This window comes from Lentzea sp. NPDC005914, from assembly GCF_040629405.1.
In the GTDB taxonomy this organism is placed as follows: Bacteria; Actinomycetota; Actinomycetes; order Mycobacteriales; family Pseudonocardiaceae; genus Lentzea.
Map to the genome: position 1 here is coordinate 54,456 of NZ_JBEXVQ010000044.1, position 22,242 is coordinate 76,697.

25 protein-coding genes are annotated in these 22,242 nt (G+C 68.8%); 15 read left to right on the forward strand and 10 right to left on the reverse strand.

What is annotated here, in order from left to right:
• The first annotated feature begins 50 nt into the window (after positions 1 to 50).
• Positions 51 to 1,178, forward strand: coding sequence for a phosphoserine transaminase (serC, locus tag ABZ345_RS40770; RefSeq protein ID WP_359860321.1), 1,128 nt, complete (start codon positions 51 to 53; stop codon positions 1,176 to 1,178).
• A gap of 51 nt (positions 1,179 to 1,229) precedes the next feature.
• On the opposite strand, the gene ABZ345_RS40775 is transcribed toward serC, so the two are convergent.
• On the reverse strand, positions 1,230 to 2,342 hold the full coding sequence (locus ABZ345_RS40775) for an ABC transporter permease (RefSeq protein ID WP_359860354.1): 1,113 nt from the start codon (positions 2,340 to 2,342) through the stop codon (positions 1,230 to 1,232).
• Positions 2,343 to 2,437: 95 nt separating this feature from the next.
• Here ABZ345_RS40775 and ABZ345_RS40780 point away from each other — a divergent pair, with 95 nt between their 5' ends.
• On the forward strand, positions 2,438 to 3,643 hold the full coding sequence (locus tag ABZ345_RS40780) for an RNA-guided endonuclease TnpB family protein (RefSeq protein ID WP_359860322.1): 1,206 nt from the start codon (positions 2,438 to 2,440) through the stop codon (positions 3,641 to 3,643).
• A gap of 5 nt (positions 3,644 to 3,648) precedes the next feature.
• On the opposite strand, the gene ABZ345_RS40785 is transcribed toward ABZ345_RS40780, so the two are convergent.
• Genes ABZ345_RS40785 through ABZ345_RS40795 form a run of 3 tightly spaced genes read right to left on the reverse strand, consistent with a single transcriptional unit; the run spans position 3,649 to position 5,830 of the window.
• Positions 3,649 to 4,299 (reverse strand): ABC transporter ATP-binding protein, encoded by a 651-nt coding sequence (locus tag ABZ345_RS40785; RefSeq protein ID WP_359860323.1) that lies wholly within the window; start codon positions 4,297 to 4,299, stop codon positions 3,649 to 3,651.
• Entirely contained in the window at positions 4,296 to 5,348 is a 1,053-nt protein-coding gene (locus tag ABZ345_RS40790) for a peptidoglycan-binding domain-containing protein (protein ID WP_359860324.1), read from the reverse strand. Before ABZ345_RS40790 ends, ABZ345_RS40785 begins: the two co-directional genes overlap by 4 nt.
• Positions 5,345 to 5,830 carry a hypothetical protein gene (locus tag ABZ345_RS40795; RefSeq protein ID WP_359860325.1) on the reverse strand — a complete coding sequence of 162 codons (486 nt, stop codon included), beginning with the start codon at positions 5,828 to 5,830 and terminating at the stop codon, positions 5,345 to 5,347. The genes ABZ345_RS40790 and ABZ345_RS40795 overlap by 4 nt, the downstream gene beginning before the upstream one ends.
• 89 nt (positions 5,831 to 5,919) lie before the next feature.
• Between ABZ345_RS40795 and ABZ345_RS40800 the strand changes: the two genes are divergently transcribed.
• From ABZ345_RS40800 to ABZ345_RS40835, 8 genes are all read left to right on the forward strand, one after another.
• Positions 5,920 to 6,579, forward strand: coding sequence for a response regulator transcription factor (locus ABZ345_RS40800; RefSeq protein WP_359860326.1), 660 nt, complete (start codon positions 5,920 to 5,922; stop codon positions 6,577 to 6,579).
• Positions 6,576 to 7,721, forward strand: coding sequence for an ATP-binding protein (locus tag ABZ345_RS40805; protein ID WP_359860327.1), 1,146 nt, complete (start codon positions 6,576 to 6,578; stop codon positions 7,719 to 7,721). Before ABZ345_RS40800 ends, ABZ345_RS40805 begins: the two co-directional genes overlap by 4 nt.
• A gap of 101 nt (positions 7,722 to 7,822) precedes the next feature.
• Complete coding sequence (sepH, locus tag ABZ345_RS40810) at positions 7,823 to 8,776, forward strand: septation protein SepH (RefSeq protein ID WP_359860328.1); 954 nt, start codon at positions 7,823 to 7,825, stop codon at positions 8,774 to 8,776.
• A gap of 22 nt (positions 8,777 to 8,798) precedes the next feature.
• Positions 8,799 to 9,137 carry a hypothetical protein gene (locus ABZ345_RS40815; protein ID WP_359860329.1) on the forward strand — a complete coding sequence of 113 codons (339 nt, stop codon included), beginning with the start codon at positions 8,799 to 8,801 and terminating at the stop codon, positions 9,135 to 9,137.
• 64 nt (positions 9,138 to 9,201) lie between these two features.
• A complete protein-coding gene (locus tag ABZ345_RS40820; protein WP_359860330.1) occupies positions 9,202 to 9,612 on the forward strand; it encodes a hypothetical protein in 411 nt (136 codons plus the stop codon).
• A 68-nt stretch (positions 9,613 to 9,680) separates the two neighbouring features.
• A complete protein-coding gene (locus ABZ345_RS40825; RefSeq protein WP_359860331.1) occupies positions 9,681 to 9,938 on the forward strand; it encodes a hypothetical protein in 258 nt (85 codons plus the stop codon).
• 64 nt (positions 9,939 to 10,002) lie between these two features.
• Complete coding sequence (locus tag ABZ345_RS40830; protein WP_359860332.1) at positions 10,003 to 10,419, forward strand: hypothetical protein; 417 nt, start codon at positions 10,003 to 10,005, stop codon at positions 10,417 to 10,419.
• Positions 10,385 to 10,807, forward strand: coding sequence for a hypothetical protein (locus ABZ345_RS40835; RefSeq protein ID WP_359860333.1), 423 nt, complete (start codon positions 10,385 to 10,387; stop codon positions 10,805 to 10,807). The genes ABZ345_RS40830 and ABZ345_RS40835 overlap by 35 nt, the downstream gene beginning before the upstream one ends.
• On the opposite strand, the gene ABZ345_RS40840 is transcribed toward ABZ345_RS40835, so the two are convergent.
• Positions 10,794 to 11,018, reverse strand: coding sequence for a hypothetical protein (locus tag ABZ345_RS40840; RefSeq protein WP_359860334.1), 225 nt, complete (start codon positions 11,016 to 11,018; stop codon positions 10,794 to 10,796). The two genes, ABZ345_RS40835 and ABZ345_RS40840, sit on opposite strands and share 14 nt — an antisense overlap.
• A gap of 200 nt (positions 11,019 to 11,218) precedes the next feature.
• Between ABZ345_RS40840 and ABZ345_RS40845 the strand changes: the two genes are divergently transcribed.
• Both ABZ345_RS40845 and ABZ345_RS40850 read left to right on the forward strand, forming a co-directional pair.
• Positions 11,219 to 12,919, forward strand: coding sequence for an ABC transporter ATP-binding protein (locus ABZ345_RS40845; RefSeq protein WP_359860335.1), 1,701 nt, complete (start codon positions 11,219 to 11,221; stop codon positions 12,917 to 12,919).
• Complete coding sequence (locus tag ABZ345_RS40850; protein ID WP_359860336.1) at positions 12,916 to 14,754, forward strand: ABC transporter ATP-binding protein; 1,839 nt, start codon at positions 12,916 to 12,918, stop codon at positions 14,752 to 14,754. Before ABZ345_RS40845 ends, ABZ345_RS40850 begins: the two co-directional genes overlap by 4 nt.
• 48 nt (positions 14,755 to 14,802) lie before the next feature.
• Here ABZ345_RS40850 and ABZ345_RS40855 read toward each other — a convergent pair whose 3' ends face one another.
• On the reverse strand, positions 14,803 to 15,237 hold the full coding sequence (locus tag ABZ345_RS40855) for an SgcJ/EcaC family oxidoreductase (RefSeq protein WP_359860337.1): 435 nt from the start codon (positions 15,235 to 15,237) through the stop codon (positions 14,803 to 14,805).
• A gap of 90 nt (positions 15,238 to 15,327) precedes the next feature.
• Between ABZ345_RS40855 and ABZ345_RS40860 the strand changes: the two genes are divergently transcribed.
• On the forward strand, positions 15,328 to 15,741 hold the full coding sequence (locus ABZ345_RS40860) for a MarR family transcriptional regulator (RefSeq protein ID WP_359860338.1): 414 nt from the start codon (positions 15,328 to 15,330) through the stop codon (positions 15,739 to 15,741).
• Positions 15,742 to 15,792: 51 nt separating this feature from the next.
• Positions 15,793 to 16,395 (forward strand): DUF2537 domain-containing protein, encoded by a 603-nt coding sequence (locus ABZ345_RS40865; protein WP_359860339.1) that lies wholly within the window; start codon positions 15,793 to 15,795, stop codon positions 16,393 to 16,395.
• On the opposite strand, the gene ABZ345_RS40870 is transcribed toward ABZ345_RS40865, so the two are convergent.
• Positions 16,392 to 17,183 (reverse strand): RNA methyltransferase, encoded by a 792-nt coding sequence (locus tag ABZ345_RS40870; RefSeq protein ID WP_359860340.1) that lies wholly within the window; start codon positions 17,181 to 17,183, stop codon positions 16,392 to 16,394. The genes ABZ345_RS40865 and ABZ345_RS40870 overlap by 4 nt on opposite strands.
• Positions 17,184 to 17,392: 209 nt before the next feature.
• Here ABZ345_RS40870 and ABZ345_RS40875 point away from each other — a divergent pair, with 209 nt between their 5' ends.
• A complete protein-coding gene (locus ABZ345_RS40875; RefSeq protein ID WP_359860341.1) occupies positions 17,393 to 18,889 on the forward strand; it encodes a glutamate--cysteine ligase in 1,497 nt (498 codons plus the stop codon).
• On the opposite strand, the gene ABZ345_RS40880 is transcribed toward ABZ345_RS40875, so the two are convergent.
• Genes ABZ345_RS40880 through ABZ345_RS40890 form a run of 3 tightly spaced genes read right to left on the reverse strand, consistent with a single transcriptional unit; the run spans position 18,890 to position 22,233 of the window.
• Positions 18,890 to 19,717, reverse strand: coding sequence for a hypothetical protein (locus tag ABZ345_RS40880; RefSeq protein WP_359860342.1), 828 nt, complete (start codon positions 19,715 to 19,717; stop codon positions 18,890 to 18,892). It abuts the gene before it with no gap.
• Positions 19,714 to 20,952, reverse strand: a complete 1,239-nt coding sequence (locus ABZ345_RS40885; protein ID WP_359860343.1) for a penicillin-binding transpeptidase domain-containing protein — start codon at positions 20,950 to 20,952, stop codon at positions 19,714 to 19,716. Before ABZ345_RS40885 ends, ABZ345_RS40880 begins: the two co-directional genes overlap by 4 nt.
• A 48-nt stretch (positions 20,953 to 21,000) precedes the next feature.
• Positions 21,001 to 22,233, reverse strand: coding sequence for a penicillin-binding transpeptidase domain-containing protein (locus ABZ345_RS40890; protein WP_359860344.1), 1,233 nt, complete (start codon positions 22,231 to 22,233; stop codon positions 21,001 to 21,003).
• Positions 22,234 to 22,242: the final 9 nt, after the last annotated feature.

The window sequence follows — 22,242 nt, forward strand, 5'->3', positions numbered from 1 at the left end:
GGCGCCGGTCAGGTCCATCTCAAGTCCGATCGCCCCGGAGGCGTGACCACATGACCCAGACCGCCGATCCGACCTCGTTGGTGCTTCCCGCCGAGCTCAAGCCGTCCGACGGCCGCTTCGGCTGCGGACCGTCCAAGGTGCGCCCCGAGGCCGTCGCGGCTCTCGCGTCCGAGGGTGCGGCCCTGCTCGGCACCTCGCACCGGCAGAAGCCCGTCAAGAACCTCGTCGGCCGTGTCCGTTCCGGACTGCGGGAGCTCTTCCAGCTTCCCGACGGCTACGAGGTCGTGCTGGGCAACGGCGGCACCACGGCGTTCTGGGACGCGGCCTCCTTCGGCCTGGTCCGCGAGACTGCCCAGCACTTCACCAACGGTGAGTTCTCCTCCAAGTTCGCGAAGGTCACGCAGACCGCGCCGTTCCTGAAGGACTCGCTGGTCACCAAGGCCGAGCCGGGCACCGCGCCCGAGCTCTTCTACGCCGAGGGCGCCGACCTGGTCGGCTGGGCGCAGAACGAGACCTCCACGGGTGTCGCGATGCCCGTCACCCGCATCGAGGGCTCCGGCGACGCGCTGATCGCGATCGACGCGACGTCCGGCGCAGGTGGCCTGCCGGTTCGCGCGGAGGACTTCGACGTCTACTACTTCGCGCCGCAGAAGTCGTTCGCCTCGGACGGCGGCCTGTGGCTCGCGCTGATGTCGCCCGCCGCGCTGGCCCGCGTCGACGAGCTCAAGGACCGCTGGGTGCCGGAGTTCCTGTCGCTGCCGACCGCGCTCGACAACTCCACCAAGGACCAGACGTACAACACGCCGTCGGTCGCCACGCTGTTCCTGCTGGCGCACCAGATCGACTGGATCAACGGCAACGGCGGCCTGGAGTGGTCCGTCGCGCGCACCAAGGACTCTTCGGACCGCCTGTACTCGTGGGCCGAGAAGACCGCCTACACCACGCCGTACGTCGAGAAGGCCGCTGACCGCTCGCAGGTCGTCGGCACGATCAACTTCACCGACGACGTGGACGCGTCGACCGTGGCCAAGGTGTTGCGCGCCAACGGGATCGTCGACGTCGAGCCGTACCGCAAGCTCGGCAAGAACCAGCTGCGGGTCGCGATGTTCCCGGCCGTGGAGCCGAACGACATCACGATCCTGACGCAGGCGATCGACTGGGTCGTCGGCCAGCTCTGATTTCGCAACCTGGGGTGCGCCGGCTCGTTCGCCGGTGCACCCCAGGGCTTTTCAGGCGAGTGCTTCCGTCGGCGACTGACGAGCCGCCCGCACTGCTGGATAAACGCCGGCGATGGCGCCGATGGCGACGGCCGCGCCCACTCCCCCGAGCAGGGCGGGCCACGGCAGCGCCGCCGGCCACTTCTGGCTGATCGAATATCCGGCCGTGACCGCGATTCCGACGATCACGCCGACCAGCCCGCCGAGGCCGGACAGCAACACCGACTCGGTGAGGAACTGCCATCTGATCTGCCGCCGGGTCGCCCCGAGCGCCCGCCGCAGACCGATCTCCCTGCGCCGTTCCAGCACCGAGATCACCATCGTGTTCGCCACGCCGACGCCTCCTACCAACAACGCGACTCCGCCCAATCCCAGGAACAGCGCGTTGTAGGAGCTCTCCGCCAACTGCTGGGCCTCCAGTGCCTCGGACGGCCGGGACACCTTGACCTCGTTGGACTTCTGCGGGTTCAGCGTCGGTCCGAGCAGGTTGCGGACGTTCTCGACCTGGTCCTCCCTCGTGCGCACGTAGACGGTGTTGGCGTTGCCCTCGAACCCGAACGCCTCCTTGGCCGCCTCCCAGCCGATCAACGCGGACCTGTCGATCTCCGGCGACAGCGGCAACGGCCCGAGAATGCCGACCACCGTGAACCACTGACCGTCGATCCACAGCTGCACCCCGGGCTTGTCGACGCCGAGCCGCGACGCCGCAGTACCCCCGAGCACCACCGACTTCTCGCCCGGCGACAGCCACCGACCCGCGCGCACCTCGGCGTTGAGCACCTTCAGCAGGTCCTGCTCCGCCGCCTGCACCTGCAACCCGAGCGTGTCACTCGTAGGCACCAGGTCGTTCTTGCGAACGTTCGCGGAGATCTTGCCGGTGGCGCTCGCGGCCGACACCGCACCGATCCGCTTGGCCATCGGCACCGCCGTCTCCGGCAGCTTCGCGTCCTGGCCGAAGAAGTCCTGGCCGGGCGCCGCGGTCAGGAGGTTCGTGCCCAGCTTGGACATCTTCTCCTTCAACGCGGCGGCGCTGGAGGACGGAATCCCGACCACGGCGACGACGGCGGCGATGCCGATCGCGATGCCCAGTGCGGAGAGGACGGCGCGGATCGGCCTGGTCCGCATGCCGAAGAAGCCGAGGCGCAGCAGGTCGATCACAACGCCCTCCGAACGAAAGCCCGTGTCGAACCAGTCATGTCGTTCCCAGTAGGTTGTCTGTCGTGCGAACGGCGTACAAATGCCGGGCCTACCCGACGTCCGAACAAGCTGCGGTGCTCACCCGCACTTTCGGGTGTGTGCGTCTGGTGTGGAACAAGACGCTGGACGAGCGGACTCGTCGATACCGCAACGAAAACACGTCCACTTCGTACCGGGACACCAGCGCCACGCTGACAAGGTGGAGACGAGGAGAAGAACTCGCGTTTCTGTCGGAGGTGTCCTGTGTGCCGTTGCAGCAAACGTTGCGCCACCAGCACACCGCGTTTCAGAACTTCTTCTCCGGGCGCGCCCGGCATCCGAGGTTCAAATCGCGGATGAGTCGCCAGACCGCGCACTACACGCGATCGGCGTTCCGGATGCGTGATGGTTCGCTCACGCTGGCCAAGACCAGTACGCCACTGCGGTTCACGTGGTCCTTCGACGACGTCGATGTCCAAGAACTGGACCCGACCACGGTCACGATCTCTCGTGAACCCGACGGTCGCTGGTACGTGAGCTTCGCCGTGGACGTCGCCGACGCCCTGCCTCAGCCAGCAGGTCACGCGATCGGGGTGGACCTCGGATTGAAGGACTTTCTCGTGACCAGCGATGGCGTCCGCATCGTCAACCCGGGACACCTGGCCCGCAAAGCCCGGAACCTGGCCCGATACCAGCGCCGACTGGCCCGTTGCCACCGTGGCAGCAGCAACCGCCACAAAGCGAAGGCGAAGGTCGCCCGCGCTCATCGGAAGGTGCGCAACGCCCGGCAGGACTTCCTGCACCGCACCAGCACCGTGCTGGTGCGGTCGGCCGACGTGATCGCGATCGAGGACCTCAACGTCGCGGGCATGGTCCGCAACCGAAATCTCGCACGCGCCATCTCCGACGCCGGGTGGGGTGAGTTCCGGCGGCAGTTGGAGTACAAGTGCGAACGTGCCGGCCGCACGCTGGTCGTGATCGATCGCTGGTACCCGTCCAGCAAGACCTGCTCGACCTGCGGGCACCTGTTCGCCGCACTGAAGCTCTCCACCCGGCACTGGACGTGTCCGGGCTGCCGCACCCGGCACGACCGGGACGTCAACGCGGCGAAGAACATCCTTGCGGCTGGTCGAGCCGTAGCCCGAGGCAACTCGGGTGATGCCTGCGGAGCTGACGTCAGACGGCAAGGGGCCACCCTGCCGCAGTCGGCCGTGAAACAGGAAGCTCGCGCCGTGAGGCTCGGTTCGTAGCGAAGTCAAACGATCACCCCGTCGCGCACCTCGACGCGTCGTGGCGCCCACGCCGCGATGTCCCGGTCGTGCGTGATCAGCACAACCGTCGTGCCATCGGAGTTGAGGCTCTCCAGCAACTCCATCACGCCCGCGCCGTTCTGCGTGTCCAGGTTTCCGGTCGGCTCGTCCGCCAGCAGAATCCCCGGCGTGTTCACCACGGCCCGCGCGATCGCGACCCGCTGACGTTCGCCACCGGAGAGCTCGTGCGGCCGGTGCAGCGCGCGGTGGATCAGCCCGACCCTGTCCAAAGCGGACATCGCCAGCGCTCGTCTCTTCGGGCGGGGCACGCCGGCGTAGACGAGTCCGGCGGCGACGTTCTCGATCGCGGACAGGCCGTCGGTGAGGAAGAACTGCTGGAACACGAACCCGATCGTGCGGGCCCGCAGCGCCGACAAAGCGTTGTCCGACAAGGTGGAGATGTCGTGGCCGTCGATCTCGACCTTGCCGCTGGTCGGCTTGTCGAGCGTGCCCATCAGGTGCAGCAGCGTCGACTTGCCCGAGCCGGACGGTCCCACGATCGCGAGCATCTCCCCGCCCCCGACGGTCAGGGAGACGTCGCGCAGCGCCTGCACACCGCCGGGATACGTCCGGCTCGCGTGGTCGACGGTGATCACTCGGTGGTCACCACCTTCATGCCTTCGCGCAGGCCGTCGCCCTGCACCTCGACCTGGCCCTTGGCGAAGATCCCGACGGTGACCGGGATGGTCTTGCCGTCCTCGGTGACGAGGCCGTAGCCGCCCTCGGCCAGCGCGAGCAGCGCGCCGATCGGGACCGCGAGCACGTTCTGCTTCTTGCTCACTGTGAAGAGGGCGTTGACGCTGCCGCTGTCGACGCCCTCGGCCGCCTTGGGGTCGTCTACCGAGATCGTCAGGATGATCTTCGGCTTCTGGCCCTGGGCCGAGTCGCCGGCGGTGCGGGTGATGCCGGTGATGGTGCCGGTGGTGGGCTTGCCGCCGGTGATCGACAGCTCTACCTTCTCGCCCTGCTTGGCGAGGCGTTGCTTGGACTGCTCCAGCTCGACGGTCACCGCGCGTTCGGTGCCGGTGACCTTCATCAGGTCGCCGCCCGCGGGTCCGCCGAGCTGGCCGGTCACCGACGCCACCCGGATCGCGCCCGGTTGCACGACGACGTCGCCCTGGCCGAGCTTTCCGTTCTGCTCCAGGCCGTTGGCCTTCTGCCACTTCTTCAGCGCGGAGGCCGTGTACGAGGTGAACTTCTCGTCCGGGGTGCCGAAGTCGGAGAACCCCAGGGCGGCGAGGTTCTCCTCGACCACCTTGACGTCGGGTCCGTTCGACATGCCCGCTTCCAGGTCGCGGTAGAGCGGCATCGCGCCGTAGAACAGCGGCACAGGCTTGGCGTCCGAGAAGAACACGGGTTTGCCCTGTTCGATGACGGCGCCCTGGTTCGGCAGCGCGGTGACGGTGCCGCTTTTCCGCGACGCCAGCGCTCGTTCCGAGCCGTACCCGAGCTGGCCTGTCGTCGACTGCTGGTCGGCCAGGTTCGTCTTCTTCACCGGCGCGGTCTTCACCGGGTCGTTCTGCAGCGGCGCGGCGTTGGCCTGGTTCGACGCGATTCTCGTGAGGACCACGACCCCGCCGGTGCCGAGCACCACTGCGGCCACGAGGGCGGCGATGAGGATCTTCCTGTTCACCCTGCGCTTCATCCGGCCCGCCTCGCCACGCCGAACTCGCCCATGCCGCAGTCCTTCATGTCCTGCTTGACCTTGTCGTCCTCCATGTCGGGCAGCTCGAGCGTCTCCGCCATGCCGCCGCCCTCGAACTTCGGGTCGGGCCAGTTGTATCCCTTGTCCCGCATGCACTTCGCCTGCTGGCGCATCTTGTCCTGCTCCTCGGGCGACGGCGGCTTGAACTCGCCGCCGTTGGGCAGGAACTTCTTGCAGGCCTCGTGGGCGGCGTTCATCTTCTCCATGTCGGGGGCCTCCCCGCCGGGCACGGCCTCGATCGCGACGTGGCCCTGACCGTCGTCCTTCGGGTCCGGCATCTCGACGCCGTTGTCCCGCATGCACTGGGCGAACTTGACCATGTCGCCCTTGTCGTCCTTCTTGGCCTCGCTGTCCGCCGGCTTGCCGCCGCAGGCGGTCAGCGCCAGCAGCAGGGCGAAGAGGAGTGCGATGGATTTCTTCACGGCGACAGGTCTACGGAGGACGTCATTCGACGGCGTTAAGCGAAAGGCTTTATCCGGCGCTTATCCCGTGGGCGCGGAAAATAGGTGTCATGCGTGTGCTGGTGGTCGAGGACGAACAGCTGCTCGCGGACACGATCGCCGAGGGCCTGCGCAGGTACTCGATGGCGGTCGACGTCTGCTACGACGGTGAAGCGGCGTTGGAACGTGTGGGGGTGCACGCGTACGACGTCGTTGTGCTGGACCGCGACCTGCCGCTCGTCCACGGTGACGAGGTGTGCAAGGCGGTGCACGCGACCGGTGGCGAGGCACGGGTGCTGATGCTGACGGCGGCGGCCGGGGTGGACGACCGGGTGGCCGGGCTCGGGCTCGGTGCCGACGACTACCTGACCAAGCCGTTCGCGTTCGCCGAACTGGTGGCGCGCGTGCAGGCGCTGGGCCGCCGGGCTCGTCCGGCCCTGCCGCCGGTGCTGATGAGGGCGGGGGTGACGCTGGACCTGCCGCGGCACCAGGCGATGCGGGACGGCAGGTTCCTGCCGCTCTCGCCCAAGGAGTTCGCCGTGCTGGAAGTGCTGATGCGGGCGGAGGGCAACGTCGTGAGCGCGGAGGACCTGCTGGAGAAGGCCTGGGACGAGCACGCCGACCCGTTCACCAACGCGGTGCGGGTGGCGGTGATGACGCTGCGCCGCAAGCTGGGCGCGCCGCAGGTCATCGAGACCGTGCCCGGTGCCGGCTACCGGTTCGGCTCGTGAGGCTGCGGACCAGGCTGACGGCCTGGTACGCCGGGGTGTTCCTGATCGCGGGCGTCGCGTTGATCGCGCTGAACTACTGGCTGCTCGCGGCGTGGCTGCCCACCGACGACTGGGTGGCGGTGGCCGACGCCCGGCGCGCGATGCCGATGGACACCTACCCCTACGGGGCGACGCTGGAGGCGGCTCAGCTGCCCGCCGACACCCAGGTGCTCAGCGGCGAGCTGGTGAAGACGAACACGCTGTCGGGTTTCATCTGGCAGTCGGCGATCGCGTTGGTGGTGGCGGCGATCATCGCGGTCTGGCTCGGCTGGGTGGTGGCCGGGCGGGTGCTGGAGCCGTTGCACTCGATCACCACGACCGCGCACCGGCTGGAGGCGGAGCGGCTGGACCAGCGGATCGAGCTGGACGGCCCGCCGGACGAGCTGAAGGAGCTCGCGGACACGTTCGACGGGATGCTCGACCGGCTCGCGTCGTCGTTCGACAGCCAGAAGCGGTTCGTCGCGAACGCCTCGCACGAACTGCGCACGCCGCTGGCCGTGCAACGGACGTTGATCGAGGTGGCGTTGGGCGACCCCGGCGCGTCGGACGAGATCCGCCGTCTCGGAGCGCATCTGCTCGACACGAACGAGCGCAGCGAGAAGCTCATCGACGGGTTGTTGTTGCTCGCACGCAGTGACCGCGGTCTGGCCTCGCGAGAGCTCGTGTGGCTGGACGAGATCATCGACGACGAGGTCGAGTCGTGCGCGTCGCTGGCGGCGTCGAAGGAGGTCACCTTCGACGTGTCGACGCGGCAGTTCCTGGTCGAGGGCGACCCCGTGCTGCTCGCCCAGCTCATCGGCAACCTGCTGCGCAACGCGGTGCTCTACAACAAACCTGGCGGAACCGTGTCGGTCCGCCTCCAGCAGGAACTCGTGGTGACGAACACCGGTCCGACCGTCCCCGCGGAAGCCGTGCCGGGGCTCTTCGAACCGTTCCGCAGGCTGCGCGACCGCACCGGGACCGCGGGTTCTGGCCTGGGTCTGTCCATCGTGCAGTCCGTGGCGAGGGCGCATCAGGGTTCGGCGAAGGCTCGTCCGAACGGGGGAGGCGGCCTGGTGGTCCAGGTGAACCTTCCGGAAACGGGAGTGCGACAGCCCTCGTGAACTGGCAAGATCACGTAGAGATATCGGCGAGTCTCCCACGTGTGGACGGCTCGTTGTCCTAACGTTGTCTGCTGGCGAGGTGCAAATTCAGGGAGGCCACGATGCGAGCGCTGCGAGTCATCGGGCTCGACGAGGACGGCAAGTCCGTCATCCTCGAGGACCCCGAAAACCGCGGCGAGCGCTTCACGCTCCCCGCTGACGAGCGCCTTCGGGCGGCACTGCGCGGTGATCTGGCGCGCCTCGGCCAGATGCAGATCGAGTCGGGCGAGGCCCTCATGCGTCCGCGTGAGATCCAGGCCCGCATCCGCGCCGGTGAGTCGATCGAGCAGGTCGCGGCCGCCGCGGGCATGCCGACGCACCGCATCGAGCGCTTCGCCTACCCCGTTCTGCTGGAGCGTTCGCGCACGGCCGACCTGGCCCAGCGCGCGCACCCGGTCCGCGAGGACGGTCCGGACGTGCAGACGCTCGGCGAGGTCGTCGCCCACTCGTTCGGCCTGCGCGGGCACGACCTCTCGGACACCTCGTGGGACGCGTGGCGCGGTGACGACGGACGCTGGATCGTGCAGCTGCACTGGAAGACCGGGCGCTCGGAGAACCGGGCGCACTGGCACTTCCACCCCGGTGCGCAGGGCGGCACGGTCACGGCGCTGGACGACGGTGCCGTCGACCTGATGGACCCGAACCCGAACCGGACTCTGCGCACGGTGCGGCCGGTGACGCAACTGGCTCGCCAGGCTCTGGAGACGCCTCCGGTCGTGGCTCCCCCGGCCCCTGTGGCCGAGGAGCCCGTGCCGGTGCCGGTGCAGACGCCTGCTCCGGCTCCCGCTCCGGCCCCGGTCGTGGCGGAGAAGCCCGCGCCCAAGCCGGCTCAGGAGAAGCTGCCTGAGCCGGAGCCTGCGCCTGCCCCTCCACCCGCTGCTCCTCCCGTGAAGACCGAGGAGCCCGCGGCGGAGAAGCCGGTGCGCAAGGACCCTCCTCCCAAGCGGGGGAAGAAGAACCACCCCATCGTCCCTTCGTGGGAGGACGTTTTACTGGGCGTGCGGTCGAACCGCTGATTGACGCCCAGGTAGACGCGCAATGGGACGCCGTGTCGCGCTGGCTGCCGGAGTGGGTGCACTCCTCGGGCTGGCTTGGTGGGGAGTGTTCGAGCTCATCGCCTCGGGCGCGGTCTGCTCGTTCGAAGACTGGGGCTGCCTCGGCACCGCGGTGAAGACCATGCCGGTCTTCACCGCGGTTGCCGCGTTTCTGGGGTGGTTCGCGCTGCGGTCGCTGGGGGTGTCGCGACCGGCCTGGGTCGCGGTGCCGGCCACGTTGATGGCCGTTGTCGCGATGATCTTCTTCGCGCTGGGACTGCCGTATCTCGCCTTCCTGGTGTTCGCCTTGCTGTACACGTTGACCGCGGTGCTCACGCGGTGAAGGTGCTGTGGAGGATCTGTGCAGATCAGGCTTCGTGACGGCTTGATCAGGTAGCTCTTTGCGCATGGTCTTGCGCAGTGTTGTGGGGGCGTGCGCCGGGGCGCTCGCGGGCGGCGGGTTCGCCGCGACGATCGAAGGGTGGAGCGGGTACTGCTACCTCGCGGTCGGCCGCACGGGATGCGGTGACTCGTACCCGCTGGTCTACGCGTTGATCTTCGTGGTCTGGATGCTGGTCGCCGGTGGGCTGATCCACGCGGGTTTCCGGATGGCGCGCGCGGAACGCTCGTGGTGGGCGGCCGGGGTGGGCAGCGGGCTGTGGGTCGGCCTGATCGTGGGCGTCGTCTGGTTCAAGGCCGTGTTCCTGGAGATGTACCAGGCGGAGGGCGCTCTCTTCCTGATGCAGTCCGCGGTGGTGACGTGCTGCGTGGCCTACCTGGTCGCCGCGCTGGTCGTGGGGCGGGAGGCGTCGACGTGATACTGATGCACCTGTATCCGGGGCGGTGCGCCGTGGCGCCCCACGAGTGCAGCCCCGAAATCGACCTGATGCCACTGCTGTACCCGCTGGGCTGGCCGATCGGCGCGTGCCTGGTCCTGCTCGCGGTGTTCGTACTGCGGAGGCGGTCAGGCGCCCTGCCTGCGGTCGGGCTCGGCTGCGTGTTCTGGGTGCTGATCTGGGTTGCGTTCCTCTGTGTTGCGCCGCGTTGGCGCACCTCCGTCCTCGTCGTCTGCGTGCCGATCGTGGCCTACGGGCTCGCGGGCGCGATCAGCCGGCTGTGGTCACGAAGACTCGATGACCGGTGATGACGGTGCCGGCGAGTAGTTCTCCTCATGGCGAGGACACCGGCGAGTCGCCATGATCGTGCGCATGAGGGCGGCGACGGCGGCGTTGGTGGGGGCGGTGTGCGGCGCCGGGTGGTTCTGGTCGTTGGAGCCGTCCAGTGCGTACCTGTGCCGCGACAGCGGGTGGACGTGCGTGATCAGCCTGGTTCTGCTGATCGTGCCGGCGCTGGTGGTCGTCTGGGGTCTCGTGGGGTGGGGGCTGCTGCGGCTCGCGCGGTTCAGTCCCGCCTGGCCGACGGCCGTCTCGGGGACGGCGGGTGCGGTGCTGTTGCTGTTCATCAGCACGTTCGCGCTGAGGTTCGTGCAGGTCCAACTGCCTGAGGACGCCGGAACGTTCCTGGTCGCGAGTGCGGCCGCCGGTGGGTATGCCTTGGCTGCCACGCTGACCGCTGGTTACGGTGGGCGGCGTGACAGAGCAGAGCACAGCGGGCAAGACGGGTAGGACTGGGCGCAGGCTGCTGTTCCGGGTCGTCCTGTCGATGGCCGCCGGGGCAGGGCTCGTGCTCGGGTGGACGTGGGCGTACGAGTCGGGCTTCCTGAAGTCGTGGCTCGACAGCACGTCGATGTCGACGTTCCTGCTGCTCGTGCTGATCGGGCTGCCGCTCGCGCTGGTGTCGTCACTGGTGCTCGCGGGGCCGATCCTGTGGGTCCTCGGGGTGCGGCCGGTGTGGCCGATCATCCTGCTCGGACCGGTGCTGCTGGGGCTCGGGCTCTACTTCAAGGTGCACGAGCCCGTCCTCGGCTGGTTCTCGAACCGGCACCACGCCGAGGCGCTGCTCGCGGCCGTCGCCTACGGGCTGGTGGGGCTGTTCACCTTCAAGAGGTCGTAGGAATCTCGTCCAGCAGGTTCAGGTCCCAGCCCTCGCGTTCGCACCAGTCCTCGGCCTCCTCGCGGGAGACGTACATCGCGTGCCGCGGCCTCGGTCCGGCCAGGTGGTCCCAGCCGTCCGGAGCCAGCACGTAGTTCGCTCCGTCGCGCGAGACGATGAGCCGTCCGTGTGGAAACGCCATCGTCTGCTCAGTTCGCAGAAACCGCGTCATGGTGGTCATCGTGCCCTTGACCTCGACCTAAGTCGAGACAGCAAGCTCCGGTGGGGAGAAAAACCGGATGCTGACAGTCGGTCTTCCTTCGTAGTTTGGAAGGCGACCTGGAGGGGGCTCACCGCGTGAGCGATCAACGTAACTCGACATTCCGGACCTTGCGGAGGTTGTGGCCGTACGTACGGCCGCACCGCGCACGGATGGCTGTCGTGCTGTCGGCGACCATGCTCGCGATGCTGTGCGGTCTTGGCATCCCGCTGCTCACGCAGCGCATCGTCGACGGTCCGATCCAGAACAAGCAGACCGCGGCGCTGCCGTGGTTGATCATCGGCGTGCTCGCGCTCGGCATCGGTGAGGCGATGCTCTTCTACATCCGCCGCAAGATCGTCGCGCGCCCGGCGGCCGAGGTCGAGGCACGCATGCGGTTCGACCTCTACCAGCGGCTTCAGCGGCTGCCGGTGGCGTTCCACGACAGGTGGCAGTCGGGGCAGCTGCTGTCGCGCGGCACGAACGACCTCACGACCGTGCGGCGGTTCGTCGCGTTCGGGATGGTCTTCCTGGTGGTGAACAGCCTGGTCGTGCTGGTCGGGATGGGCATCATCGCGACGCTCTCGCCGGCGCTGCTGGTCGTGTCGCTGTGCGGGGCGCTGCCGTTGATCGTCATCTCGTACCTGTTCGAGGCGAAGTTCAAGGTCGTCGCGCGCCGGGCCCAGGACCAGGCGGGCGACCTGACCACGATCGTCGAGGAGTCGGTGCTCGGCATCCGGGTGCTCAAGGCGTTCGGGCGCGGACCGGAGCTGACGAAGCGGTTCCTGGCGCAGGCGCGGGAGCTGCGGGCTACCGAGTTGAACAAGATCTCGATCCTGTCCGCGCTGTGGTCGGTGCTGATCATGCTGCCCGAGCTCTCGATCGCGGGCATGCTCGGCGTCGGCGCGATCGGCATCATCAACGGCTCCATCACGGTCGGCACGCTGGTCGCGGCGGTCGCGGTGAGCGCGTACCTGCGCTGGCCGATCGACTCCATCGGCTGGCTGCTGGCGGAGACGAACCAGTCCGCCGCCGCGCTGGAACGCTACTGGGAGGTCATCGACTCCCCCGTGACGATCACCAGCCCCGCCTCGCCCGCGCCGCTGCCCACGCCGCTGCGCGGGCACGTTCGTTTCGAGGGCGTGCGGTTCGCGTTCGAGGACGGCCGCGAGGTGCTGACGGGCGTCGACCTCGACCTGCGTCCCGGTGAGACGGTGGCGCTGGTCGGCGCGACCGGCTCGGGCAAGACGACGCTGACGGCGCTGGTGCCGCGGCTGGCCGACGTCACCGGTGGCCGGATCACGATCGACGGCGTCGACGTGCGGGACCTCTCGCTGGAGGACCTGCGGACGGTGGTCGGCACGGCGTTCGAGGAACCCGTGCTGTTCTCCGCGTCGGTCACCGAGAACGTGGGGCTGGGCGTGCCGGACGTCTCCGAGGCGGCCGTGCGCGAGGCGTTGCGGGTGGCCAGGGCCGAGGAGTTCGTGGACGCGCTGCCGTGGGGTCTCGCGACCCGCATCGGCGAGCAGGGCCTGTCGCTGTCCGGTGGTCAGCGGCAACGGCTGGCGCTGGCCCGCGCGGTCGTCGGCAGGCCCGCGGTGCTGGTGCTGGACGACCCGCTGTCCGCGCTCGACGTCCACACCGAGGCCGAGGTGGAGGCCGCGCTGCGCAGGGTGTTGCGCGGCGTGACGGCGCTGGTCGTGGCACACCGGTCTTCGACGGTGCAGCTCGCCGACCGCGTCGCGATGCTGGTCGACGGCAAGATCGCCGCGATCGGCTCGCACCGGAACATGCTGGAGACCAACGACGAATACCGGCGCCTTCTGTCCAGCATGGACAGTGAGGAGATCGTGGAAGAGGAGGTGGCGTCGTGAGTGATCAGGTAGTGGTTGCACAAGAAGAAGAGTGGCGCGGCGTCGCCGCCGAGGAGATCGGCGAGATCTCCCACTCGACCGGCCTGCGCCTGCAGGCACGTTCCCGCAGGCTGCTGGGTTCGTTGCTGCGCCCGCACATCGCCCGTGCGTCGCTCGCGGTCGGGGCGGTGCTCGGCGGCAACCTCGCGAACCTCGCGCTGCCGCTGCTGATCGCCGCCGCGATCGACAGCGGCATTCCGGCAGCCATGCGCGGCGACGCGTCGGTCCTGATGTGGTGCGTGGCCGGCTACGCGATCTGCGCGGGCCTGACGACCTTCCTGCGCTGGGCGTTCCTGCGGGTCTCCGGCCGGGTGGGCCAGGACCTGTTGCTGGACCTGCGCGGACGGATCTTCCGGCACTCGCAGCGGTTGTCCGTCGGCTTCCACGAGTCGTACACGTCCGGCAAGGTCATCGCCCGGCTGACCAGCGACGTCGACGCGTTGCAGGACCTGATCGAGGAGGGCCTGGACAGCCTGTTCAACGCCGCGCTGTCGGTGGCGGGCATCGCGATCATCCTGCTCTACCTGGACGCGCCGCTGGCCGCGGTCGTGGTCGCGGGCTTCGTGCCGATCTTCTTCATCTGGCGCTGGTTCCGCCGCCGTTCGATGGACGCCTACCGGGGCACGCGCGGAGCGATCGCCAAGATCATCGTCCAGTTCGTCGAGTCCATGAACGGCATCCGCGCGGTGCAGGCGTTCCGCCGCCAGCCCCGCAACGAGCAGATCATGACCGTCTTCAACGGCCAGTTCCGCGACGCGAACGTGGACGCCCTGGGCGTCATGGCCACGTTCGTCGCCACGATCCGCATGATCGGCAACGTGTCCCTGGCCGTCGTGCTGGCCTGGGGCGCCTACCGGGTCGCGGGCGGCACGCTGGCACTGGGCGTGCTGACGGCGTTCACCGTGTACCTGCGCCGCTTCTACGACCCGTTCGACGAGTTGGCGATGTTCGCGAACTCCTACTCCTCCGCCACCGCCGCCCTGGAGAAGATCTCCGGCGTCCTGGAGGAGAAACCCTCGGTCCGGGAACCCTCGTCGCCCGTGGCTCTGCCGCACGCGAGGGGCGCCATCCGGTTCGACGGCGTGGAGTTCCAGTACCCCGGCACGTCCCGTCAGGTGCTGCCCAGGTTCGGCCTGGAGGTGCCGGCGGGCCAGACCGTGGCACTGGTCGGCGCCACCGGCGCGGGCAAGACCACGCTCGCCAAGCTGGTGGCCCGGTTCTACGACCCGTCCTCCGGCTCGGTCCTGCTCGACGGCGTGGACCTGCGTTCGGTGGCGGACACGGACCTGCGACGGGCCGTGGTGATGGTGACCCAGGAGAACTTCCTGTTCTCGGGCTCGGTCGCCGACAACATCGCCCTGGGTCGCCCGTCCGCGTCCCGTGCCGAGATCGAGGCCGCGGCCGCCGAGGTGGGCGCGCACGAGTTCATCGCGGCGCTGCCCGACGGCTATGACACGGACGTCCGCAAGCGAGGCGGCCGTTTGTCGGCAGGCCAGCGGCAAATGGTGGCGTTCGCGCGCGCCTTCCTCGCGAACCCCGCCGTACTCGTCCTGGATGAGGCAACATCGTCCTTGGACGTACCCATCGAACGCGCCGTGCAGGCCGCTCTGGAGACAGTGCTGGCCGACCGGACCGCGTTCATCATCGCCCACCGCCTGTCCACGGTCCTGATCGCCGACCGCGTACTGGTCCTGGATGGTGGCATTGTGGTGGAAGACGGCTCCCCTGAGGAGCTGATCGGTGAGCGGGGCCGTTTCGCGGCCCTGCACACGGCCTGGCGCGACTCGCTCGCCTAGGCCTGCAGGTCGCGTTCGCGCCAATGGGGATCTGGCGCGAACGCGACCTCACGACCTTCCAGCCGGCCTGATGCCCGGCTGGAACCTGAACGAGATCCGTTCGAGGATCCCGTGGCGCTTGGTGTTGTGGAACGCGGCGATCTTCCACTCGCCGCTCTGCCGCACGACCGTGGTCGTCTGCACCTTGGTCGGCGTCTTGGCCTTCTTGCCGACGTCGCCGCGGGTGGTCAGCACCGCCACGTCGTGGCCGTAGAAGCGCACCTCGGGCTCGGCCTCGGTGGTGATCTTCGTGTCCTTGAGGAAGGTGTCGAACAGCACCTGATGCGTTCGCCCGATGTCCTCGCCGCCGCGGTAGACCGTGCCCACCCATGCCACGTAGGTCGCGTCGTCGGTGAAGCACTCCCCGTACGCGGCGCCGTCGCCCCGGCTCCACGCGTCGGCGAGCTTCGCGAACAGCGCACGCACTCCGGCCTCGTCGTTCATGGTTCCCCCTGCTAGTTTCTCTTCGTCGAGGCAGTCTCTTCGTTCGAGAAGTATCTGCGTTGAGGAAGAGATTACGAACGGAGTGAGTCCGTGTCAACAGACGCGCACGAGATCTATCGCCGCTACGTCGGCGCGATGGTGCTCCACGGCCTGCACGCGGCCAGGGAGTGCGGCCTCGGCGGCACCGACCTGTACGCGTTGAACCTCCTCGGCCTCAACGGCCCGATGACCCCGGGCGAGCTGTCCGCGCTGACCGGCCTGACCACCGGGCCGACGACCCGGCTGATCGACAGGCTCGAGGAGGGCGGCTTCGTGCGGCGCACCCCGTCACCGGACGACCGGCGCAAGGTGATCGTCGAGCTGCTCGGCGAGCCGGTCCCGCTGGCCGAAGTACTGGCGCCCGCGCGGAAGAAGCTCGGCGACCTGTTCGAGGGGTACAGCGAGGAGGAACGGCGGACGTTGTTCGACTACTTCGCGCGGGCAACGGAGGCACTGCGCCCCTAGTGATGTCCGATAGGTTCTGCGCCGAGGCTCGGAAGATCTGAGGGAGGGTTCGTGGAGTTGCGAGTTCGGGACGGCCGGGCCGTGCTCGCCGGGAACGACGAGTCCGGTGAGCGCGAGGTCGACCCGCACAGCCTGCCTCTCGGCGCCGACCTGGCCGAGGCGCTGCACGAGTGGGCGAAGGTGGCCGACGCGGTCGTGCGCACCGAGACGCCCAAGGACGGGGTCGCCAGCGCTCTGGTGGCACGGCGCGGCAAGCAGCTCGCGGGCAGGATCGCGGCGGTCATGAACGCCCAGGTCCACTACACCGACCCGGTCAGCGGCGAACTGGTCAGCGTCGACGCGCCGGAAGAGCCGGCACCTCAGAAGGTCCACATCGCGGTCGAGGAGACCGAACCCGAGCCGACCCCGTGGGGAACCGGGCTGACCGTCAGCTTCATCACCGCGGCGATCGTCGCCGTCACCGTGGTCTCGCTCTCGCTCGGCCTCGGCGAGACCAGCAGGTGGCTCGCGCTCGTCGCGAACGTCCTGGTGGTCGGCGGCCTCGCCCCCAGCGTGTGGCTGGGCCGCAAGGTCCCGGTGTGGCGCTGGGTCGCTTACGGCGTGGTCACCGGTGTGCTCGTCGCCTGGCTCGTCCTGATTCTCACGTTGCTCTAAAGCAGCGCGTAGAAGGCCACCGCGCCGGCCGTGGCCACGTTCAGCGAGTCCACTCCGGACGACATCGGAATCCGCACGACCACGTCGGCGGCGGCGATGGCCTCCTCGCTCAGCCCAGGCCCCTCCGACCCCAGCAGCACCGCCACGCGACGCCCGCGCAAATTAGCGTCTGCAAGATGCAGGGCGGATGCGCGGGGCGTCAGAGCGGCAACTGTGAACCCCTTGTGCCGCAACATGTTCAACGCTGCGGGCCACTCATCCGTGGTAGCGAACGGCACGCGCAGCACGTGCCCCATCGACACCCGCACGCTGCGTCGATACAGCGGATCGCTGCAACCGGGCCCGAGCACCACACCGTCCACGCCCAGGGCGGCGGCGTTGCGGAAGATCGAGCCCAGGTTCTCGTGGTCACCCACTCCTTCGAGCACGGCCAGACGCGTGGAACGGTCGGCCAGCTCCTCGAACGACACCGCGGGAGCGCGGTCGGCGGCCGCCAGTACACCCCGGTTCAAGTGGAACCCCACGGCCGACGCCATAACCTCTGCTGACGTCACGTAAGCGGGAACGTCCAGGTCAGAAAGGTCGAGCGCCTCGATCCGCCGCCGCACCCCGAGCAGCCCGCGCACCGGGTACGGCGAAGCCAGCAGACGTTCCACCACCACGACGCCCTCGGCGATGACGAGACCACGCCCTCCCGGCCGGTCCGGCCTGCGGTCGGCCGTCGACAGGTCCCGGAAGTCGTCCAGCCGGGGATCGGCCGGGTCGTTGATCTCGATCACTTTTGCCACGCGGGAAGTTTCGCATCCGGCCCGGCGTGGAACAGGCGAGGTAGTCCGGAGGGCGGAACCGCGCACGCCCGACCAGCGGATGATCGCTGGTTGTTACCTCGACGTGACAGAGAGCACCGATTTGGGCGATGTAAAGGAGGTTACCGCTGTGTCACGTTTGGCGTTCCGCCTGGCCCGCGCCCACCGGCGCCGAGCGAAGGGGTAGCGGCATGGGAAGCGAAGTGTCCAGCCGCACGTTCACCAGAGACGATCGCCAGCGATACCGCGAGAAGATGCAGCGAAGTCTCGACGCACTGGCCACGATGCTGGCCGAAGACACGTTTTCCTTTCCCCGTCGGCAGATGGGGCTCGAAATCGAGCTGAACCTCGTCGACGACGCGATGCGTCCGGCGATGGCGAACTCGGAGGTGCTCGAGAAGATCGACGATCCCTCCTACACGCTCGAGCTGGGACAGCAGAACCTGGAGATCAACGTCCCGCCGCGCGAGCTGGCTGGGGGCGAGATGCTTGGCCTGGAAGAGGAACTGCGCACCTCTCTCGACAGCGCCGACGCCAAGGCCAACGACGTCGGCGCCAACCTCGCCATGATCGGCGTGCTGCCCACGTTGCGGGAGCGGCACTTCGACAAGAAGTGGCTCTCCGAGAGCCCGAGGTACGCGCTGCTCAACGACACCATCTTCGCGGCTCGCGGCGAGGAGATGGTGCTGCACATGGAAGGTCCGGCGATGCCGGGCAAAGGGCCGGAGAAGCTCCTGACGTACGCGGAGTCGATTCTCCCCGAGGCCGCCTGCACGTCGGTGCAGCTGCACCTGCAGGTCGAGCCGACACACTTCGCCGCGCACTGGAACGCCGCCCAGTGCCTGGCCGGCGTCCAGGTCGCGATCGCCGCGAACTCCGCTTTCCTGCTGGGCAAGGCGCTCTGGCACGAGACGCGCATCCCGTTGTTCCAGCAGGCCACCGACACCCGTCCGGACGAGCTGAAGAACCAGGGGGTCCGGCCGCGCGTCTGGTTCGGTGAACGGTGGATCACGTCGATCTTCGACCTGTTCGAGGAGAACGTGCGCTACTTCCCGAGTCTCCTGCCCGAAACCGACGACGAGGACCCGTTGGAGACCCTCGAAGCCGGTGGCGCGCCTCGCCTTTCGGAACTGCGCCTGCACAACGGCACGATCTGGCGCTGGAACCGCCCGGTCTACGACGTCGTCGACGGCGTGCCGCACCTGCGCGTCGAGAACCGAGTCCTGCCCGCGGGACCGACGGTGCTCGACACGATGGCCAACGCCGCCTTCTTCTACGGCACCCAGCGCGCGCTCACCTCACAGGAACGTCCACTGTGGACACAGATGTCGTTCCAGGCGGCCGAGGAGAACCTCTACACCGGCGCGCGGCACGGCATGCACGCCCAGCTGTACTGGCCCGGCATCGGCTGGATCCCGCCGGACGAGCTGGTGCTGCGCCGTCTCCTGCCGATGGCGCACGAGGGCCTGCGCGACTGCGGTGTCTCCGACGAGGCCCGCGAACGCTACCTCGGCGTGATCGAACAACGCTGCCTCGCGCGGCGCACCGGGTCGTCGTGGCAGCGCGAAACTGTTGCGCTGCTTGAGGAACGCGGCATGTCCCGCGACGCCGCACTCTCCGGGATGCTCAAGCGGTACATGGAGCTGATGCACGCCGGCGAGCCGGTGCACACGTGGCACGTCGGGTAGTCACCTGGCGAGCTCGGCCAAGAACTCCTGCCAGATCAACCGTGGAAGGCCGGCGTCGACGGCGCCGGCCTTCTTCACGTACAGGGCGACCGCGAGCTGCGGCATGTAGCCGACCATCCACGGCGCCGCGTCCGGCACGCACGCGACCCCGTTGCAGGCCGGGTTCTCCTTGAGGCGCGCGGTGAACTGCCGCGCGACGTCCGCGCCGACCACCTGTTTCGGGTCCTCGGCCGCCTGGTGCAGCAGCGCCCCGTCCGCGCCGGTGACCGTCGCGACGAGGTGCGGCCTGCGCTGGACGCCGTCCGCGGCGAAGGTCGCGTACGAGACGCTCAGGTCGAGCGGCGTCACCAGCGACGGAAGGACGTTCTGCTGGCTCACGAGCACGAGACCCGGCGCCGGCTCCTTCGGCATGCCGCCCGCCAGGCTCTCGTCCCAGCTGTCCCCCGGCAGGTACACCCGCACCCCACCGGAGGCCGGATCGATCGCCGCGACGGCTGCGTCCGACTCCCGGTTCGGCATGACCAGCCGCCCGATCACCGCGGCCGCCACCGTCTGCGCCCTCGCGTCGATCGTCGTGCGGACAACGCCTCCAACGGCCCTGAGCGAGTCGAACGACAGCGACGCCTCCGACAGCTCCGCGAGCACCCGCTTCACCACCGTCGTCTGACGCTTGCCGTCGTTGGTGCTCCACATCTTGGAACCGTCCGCATACTGCAGCACGACGGGCTTCGGCTCCGGGGGCGGCGCCGCCGGCTCCGCAGGCCGTTGCCACATCACGTATCCAACGACCGCGGCAACGAGCAGCAGCGCGGCCAGCGAACGCCTCACCACTGCGTCAGCTTCTCCCGGAACGCGTCCCCGAGCTTGTCGGGCAGGCCGGAGCCCACGACCGCCCTGCCGTCCCGGTCGACCGCCGGCGTGGACGGCTGAGCGCTGCCGACGAACACGGAAACCGAGATCCGCGGGTCGTACGCGACCATCCACGCGTGCGAGAAACGGCCCTGTTCGGGCCCGGGCATGTGCCACTCGCCGCACCTGGACGCGACCTCCGGCTGCGCGGGTCCGCAGGAATCGCCCTGCAGCACGCCGGTGATCTGGTTCGCGATGTCCTTGCTGCGCGCGGGATCCGGGTCGAACGCCGGCGTGCCCTTGGTGTCGGCTCGGTACAGCGTGCTGCCGCGGACGTCGGTGATGTGCGTGACGAAGTGCGCGTCGTGGTGTGTGCCTTCCGCGGCGAAAGTCGCATAGGAAGCCGCGAGGTCGAGCGGCCGCATCCGTGCCTCGTCGGCACCGACCGACACCGTCGCGTTCGGGATGTTGTCACCCTCGCCGACGAGGAGCTTCGTCTTCTTGCCGTCGATGTCCACCGACTCCGGCACACCCGCCTGGCGCGCCGCCGTGACGACCGGCTTGATCCCGACGTCGTTGGCCACCAGGTCGTACATCACGACGTTGCTCGACTTCTGCAGCGCGTCGCGCACCGTGCAGCGCTCGCCGCAGCTCACCTCGTCGCTGATCGACAACTGGCCGAACCTGCGCGGCGAACGGCCGTCGTACGCGCTGTCGAGCGTCTTACCGGTCTGCAACGCGGCTACCACGTTGAACGGGAAGAACGCCGACCCCGGCTCCTTCAGCACGCCGCCCGCGTAGTCGACGCCAGGGTCGTTGCCCGGTGCGTAAGCCTTCACCGCGCCGTTGTTCGGGTCGACGGCCGTGATCGAGTACCGCAGCGACTCCGCCTCACCGGCCGCGATCGTGCGGATGACGTCCACGGCACCGGTCTGCGCCCTGCGGTCGATCGTGGTCACGACGATCGCGCCACCGCTCTCCCGGAGCTGGTCGAGCGTCATCCGCGCCTTCGCGCCGAGGTCTCCGATCACCTGCTTGATCAGCGGTGTCTCCTGCTCGCCCAGGCGCCAGAGCTGCGACCCGTCCGCGTACTGCAGGACGACGTCCCCGGACGGGGGCAGCGCGGCCTTCGAGTCGGACCGTTGCCACACCACCACCGCGACGACGGCGGCCACCAGCACCAGCGCGCCCACAACGGGCAGCAAACGCTTCATCAAAGCCCCCAGAGTGAAACTCCCCAGGCTTGAATGTAGCGGCGCCGTCTAGACGCGTTCGGCGAACTTCTGCCAGATCGTCGTGGACAGACCGTCGTCCTTCACCGGTTGCCGCTCGTTGACGTCGTCGACCAGGACGGTGATCGCCATGCGGCCGGTGTACCCGACGGTCCACGCGTGCCCGACCTGCGCCTCCACTCCGTTCGTGACGCGGGGGTCGAGCTCGTGCTCGCCATTGCGGCACACCGCGCCAGGACAGAGCGTGGTTTCCTTCAGCACGGACGTGACCTGGTCCGAGATCGCCTTGCTCTTCGCGCTGTCGGCGTCGAACGCGGACGTGGTGCTCTCGGTCGCCCGATACAGCACGGCGCCGTCCTCACCGGAGACCTTGGTGACGAAGTGCGTCTTGTGCCCAACCCCGCCCGCCGCGAACGTCGCGTACACCGTCGTCAGGTCGAGCGGACGCATCACCGCCTGGTCTCCGCCGAGCGCGATTCCGGCGTTCGGGACGCCACCGTCCTCACCCACGAGGAGCTTCTTCTCCTTGCCGTCCACGGTCACGGCTTCCGGAACGCCGGCCTGACGCGCGGCTTTGACGGTCCGCTGTATCCCGACCTGGTTGAAGGTCAGGTCGTACATCGCGGTGTTGACCGACTTGGCGAACGCCTCTCGCACAGCGCACTGCTGGCCGCACTGCGCGTTCTTCTTGTTCCGAATCACCACACGCGTCGCGCCGTTGCCGAACTGCCGCGGTGAACGGCCGTCGAACGTGCTGTCGAGCGTCTGACCGTTCTCCAGCGCGGCGGCCACGTTGATCAGGAAGAACGCCGTTCCAGGCTCCTTCAGCACACCGCCCGCGTAGTCGGTCTTGTCCTCGCGCGGCGTGCCCGGCACATAGGCCACGACGCCACCCGTCGCCGGATCGACAGCGGTCAGGGAATACCGCAGCGTGCCGGACCCTGAGGACGCGATCTCGGCGAGCACGGCGGTTCCCGCGGCCTGGGCTTTCGGGTCGAGCGTCGTCACCACGGTCGCGGCGACGCGCTTGAGGTCGTCGAGCTGGAACGAACCCTGCAGGCGCAGCTCGGCGAGAACCTGCGTGACCAGCGGCGTCTGCGGGTCCTTGCTGTTCCACAACGGCGACCCGTCCGCGTACTGCAGCGAGAAGTCCTTCAGCGGCGGCGGAGGAGCAGGCGTCGGGTCCGGCCGTTGCCACACCACCACCGCGACAACGGCACCGACCAGCACGAGCGCACCAAGAACAGACAGCAGACGCTTCACGGAACTCCC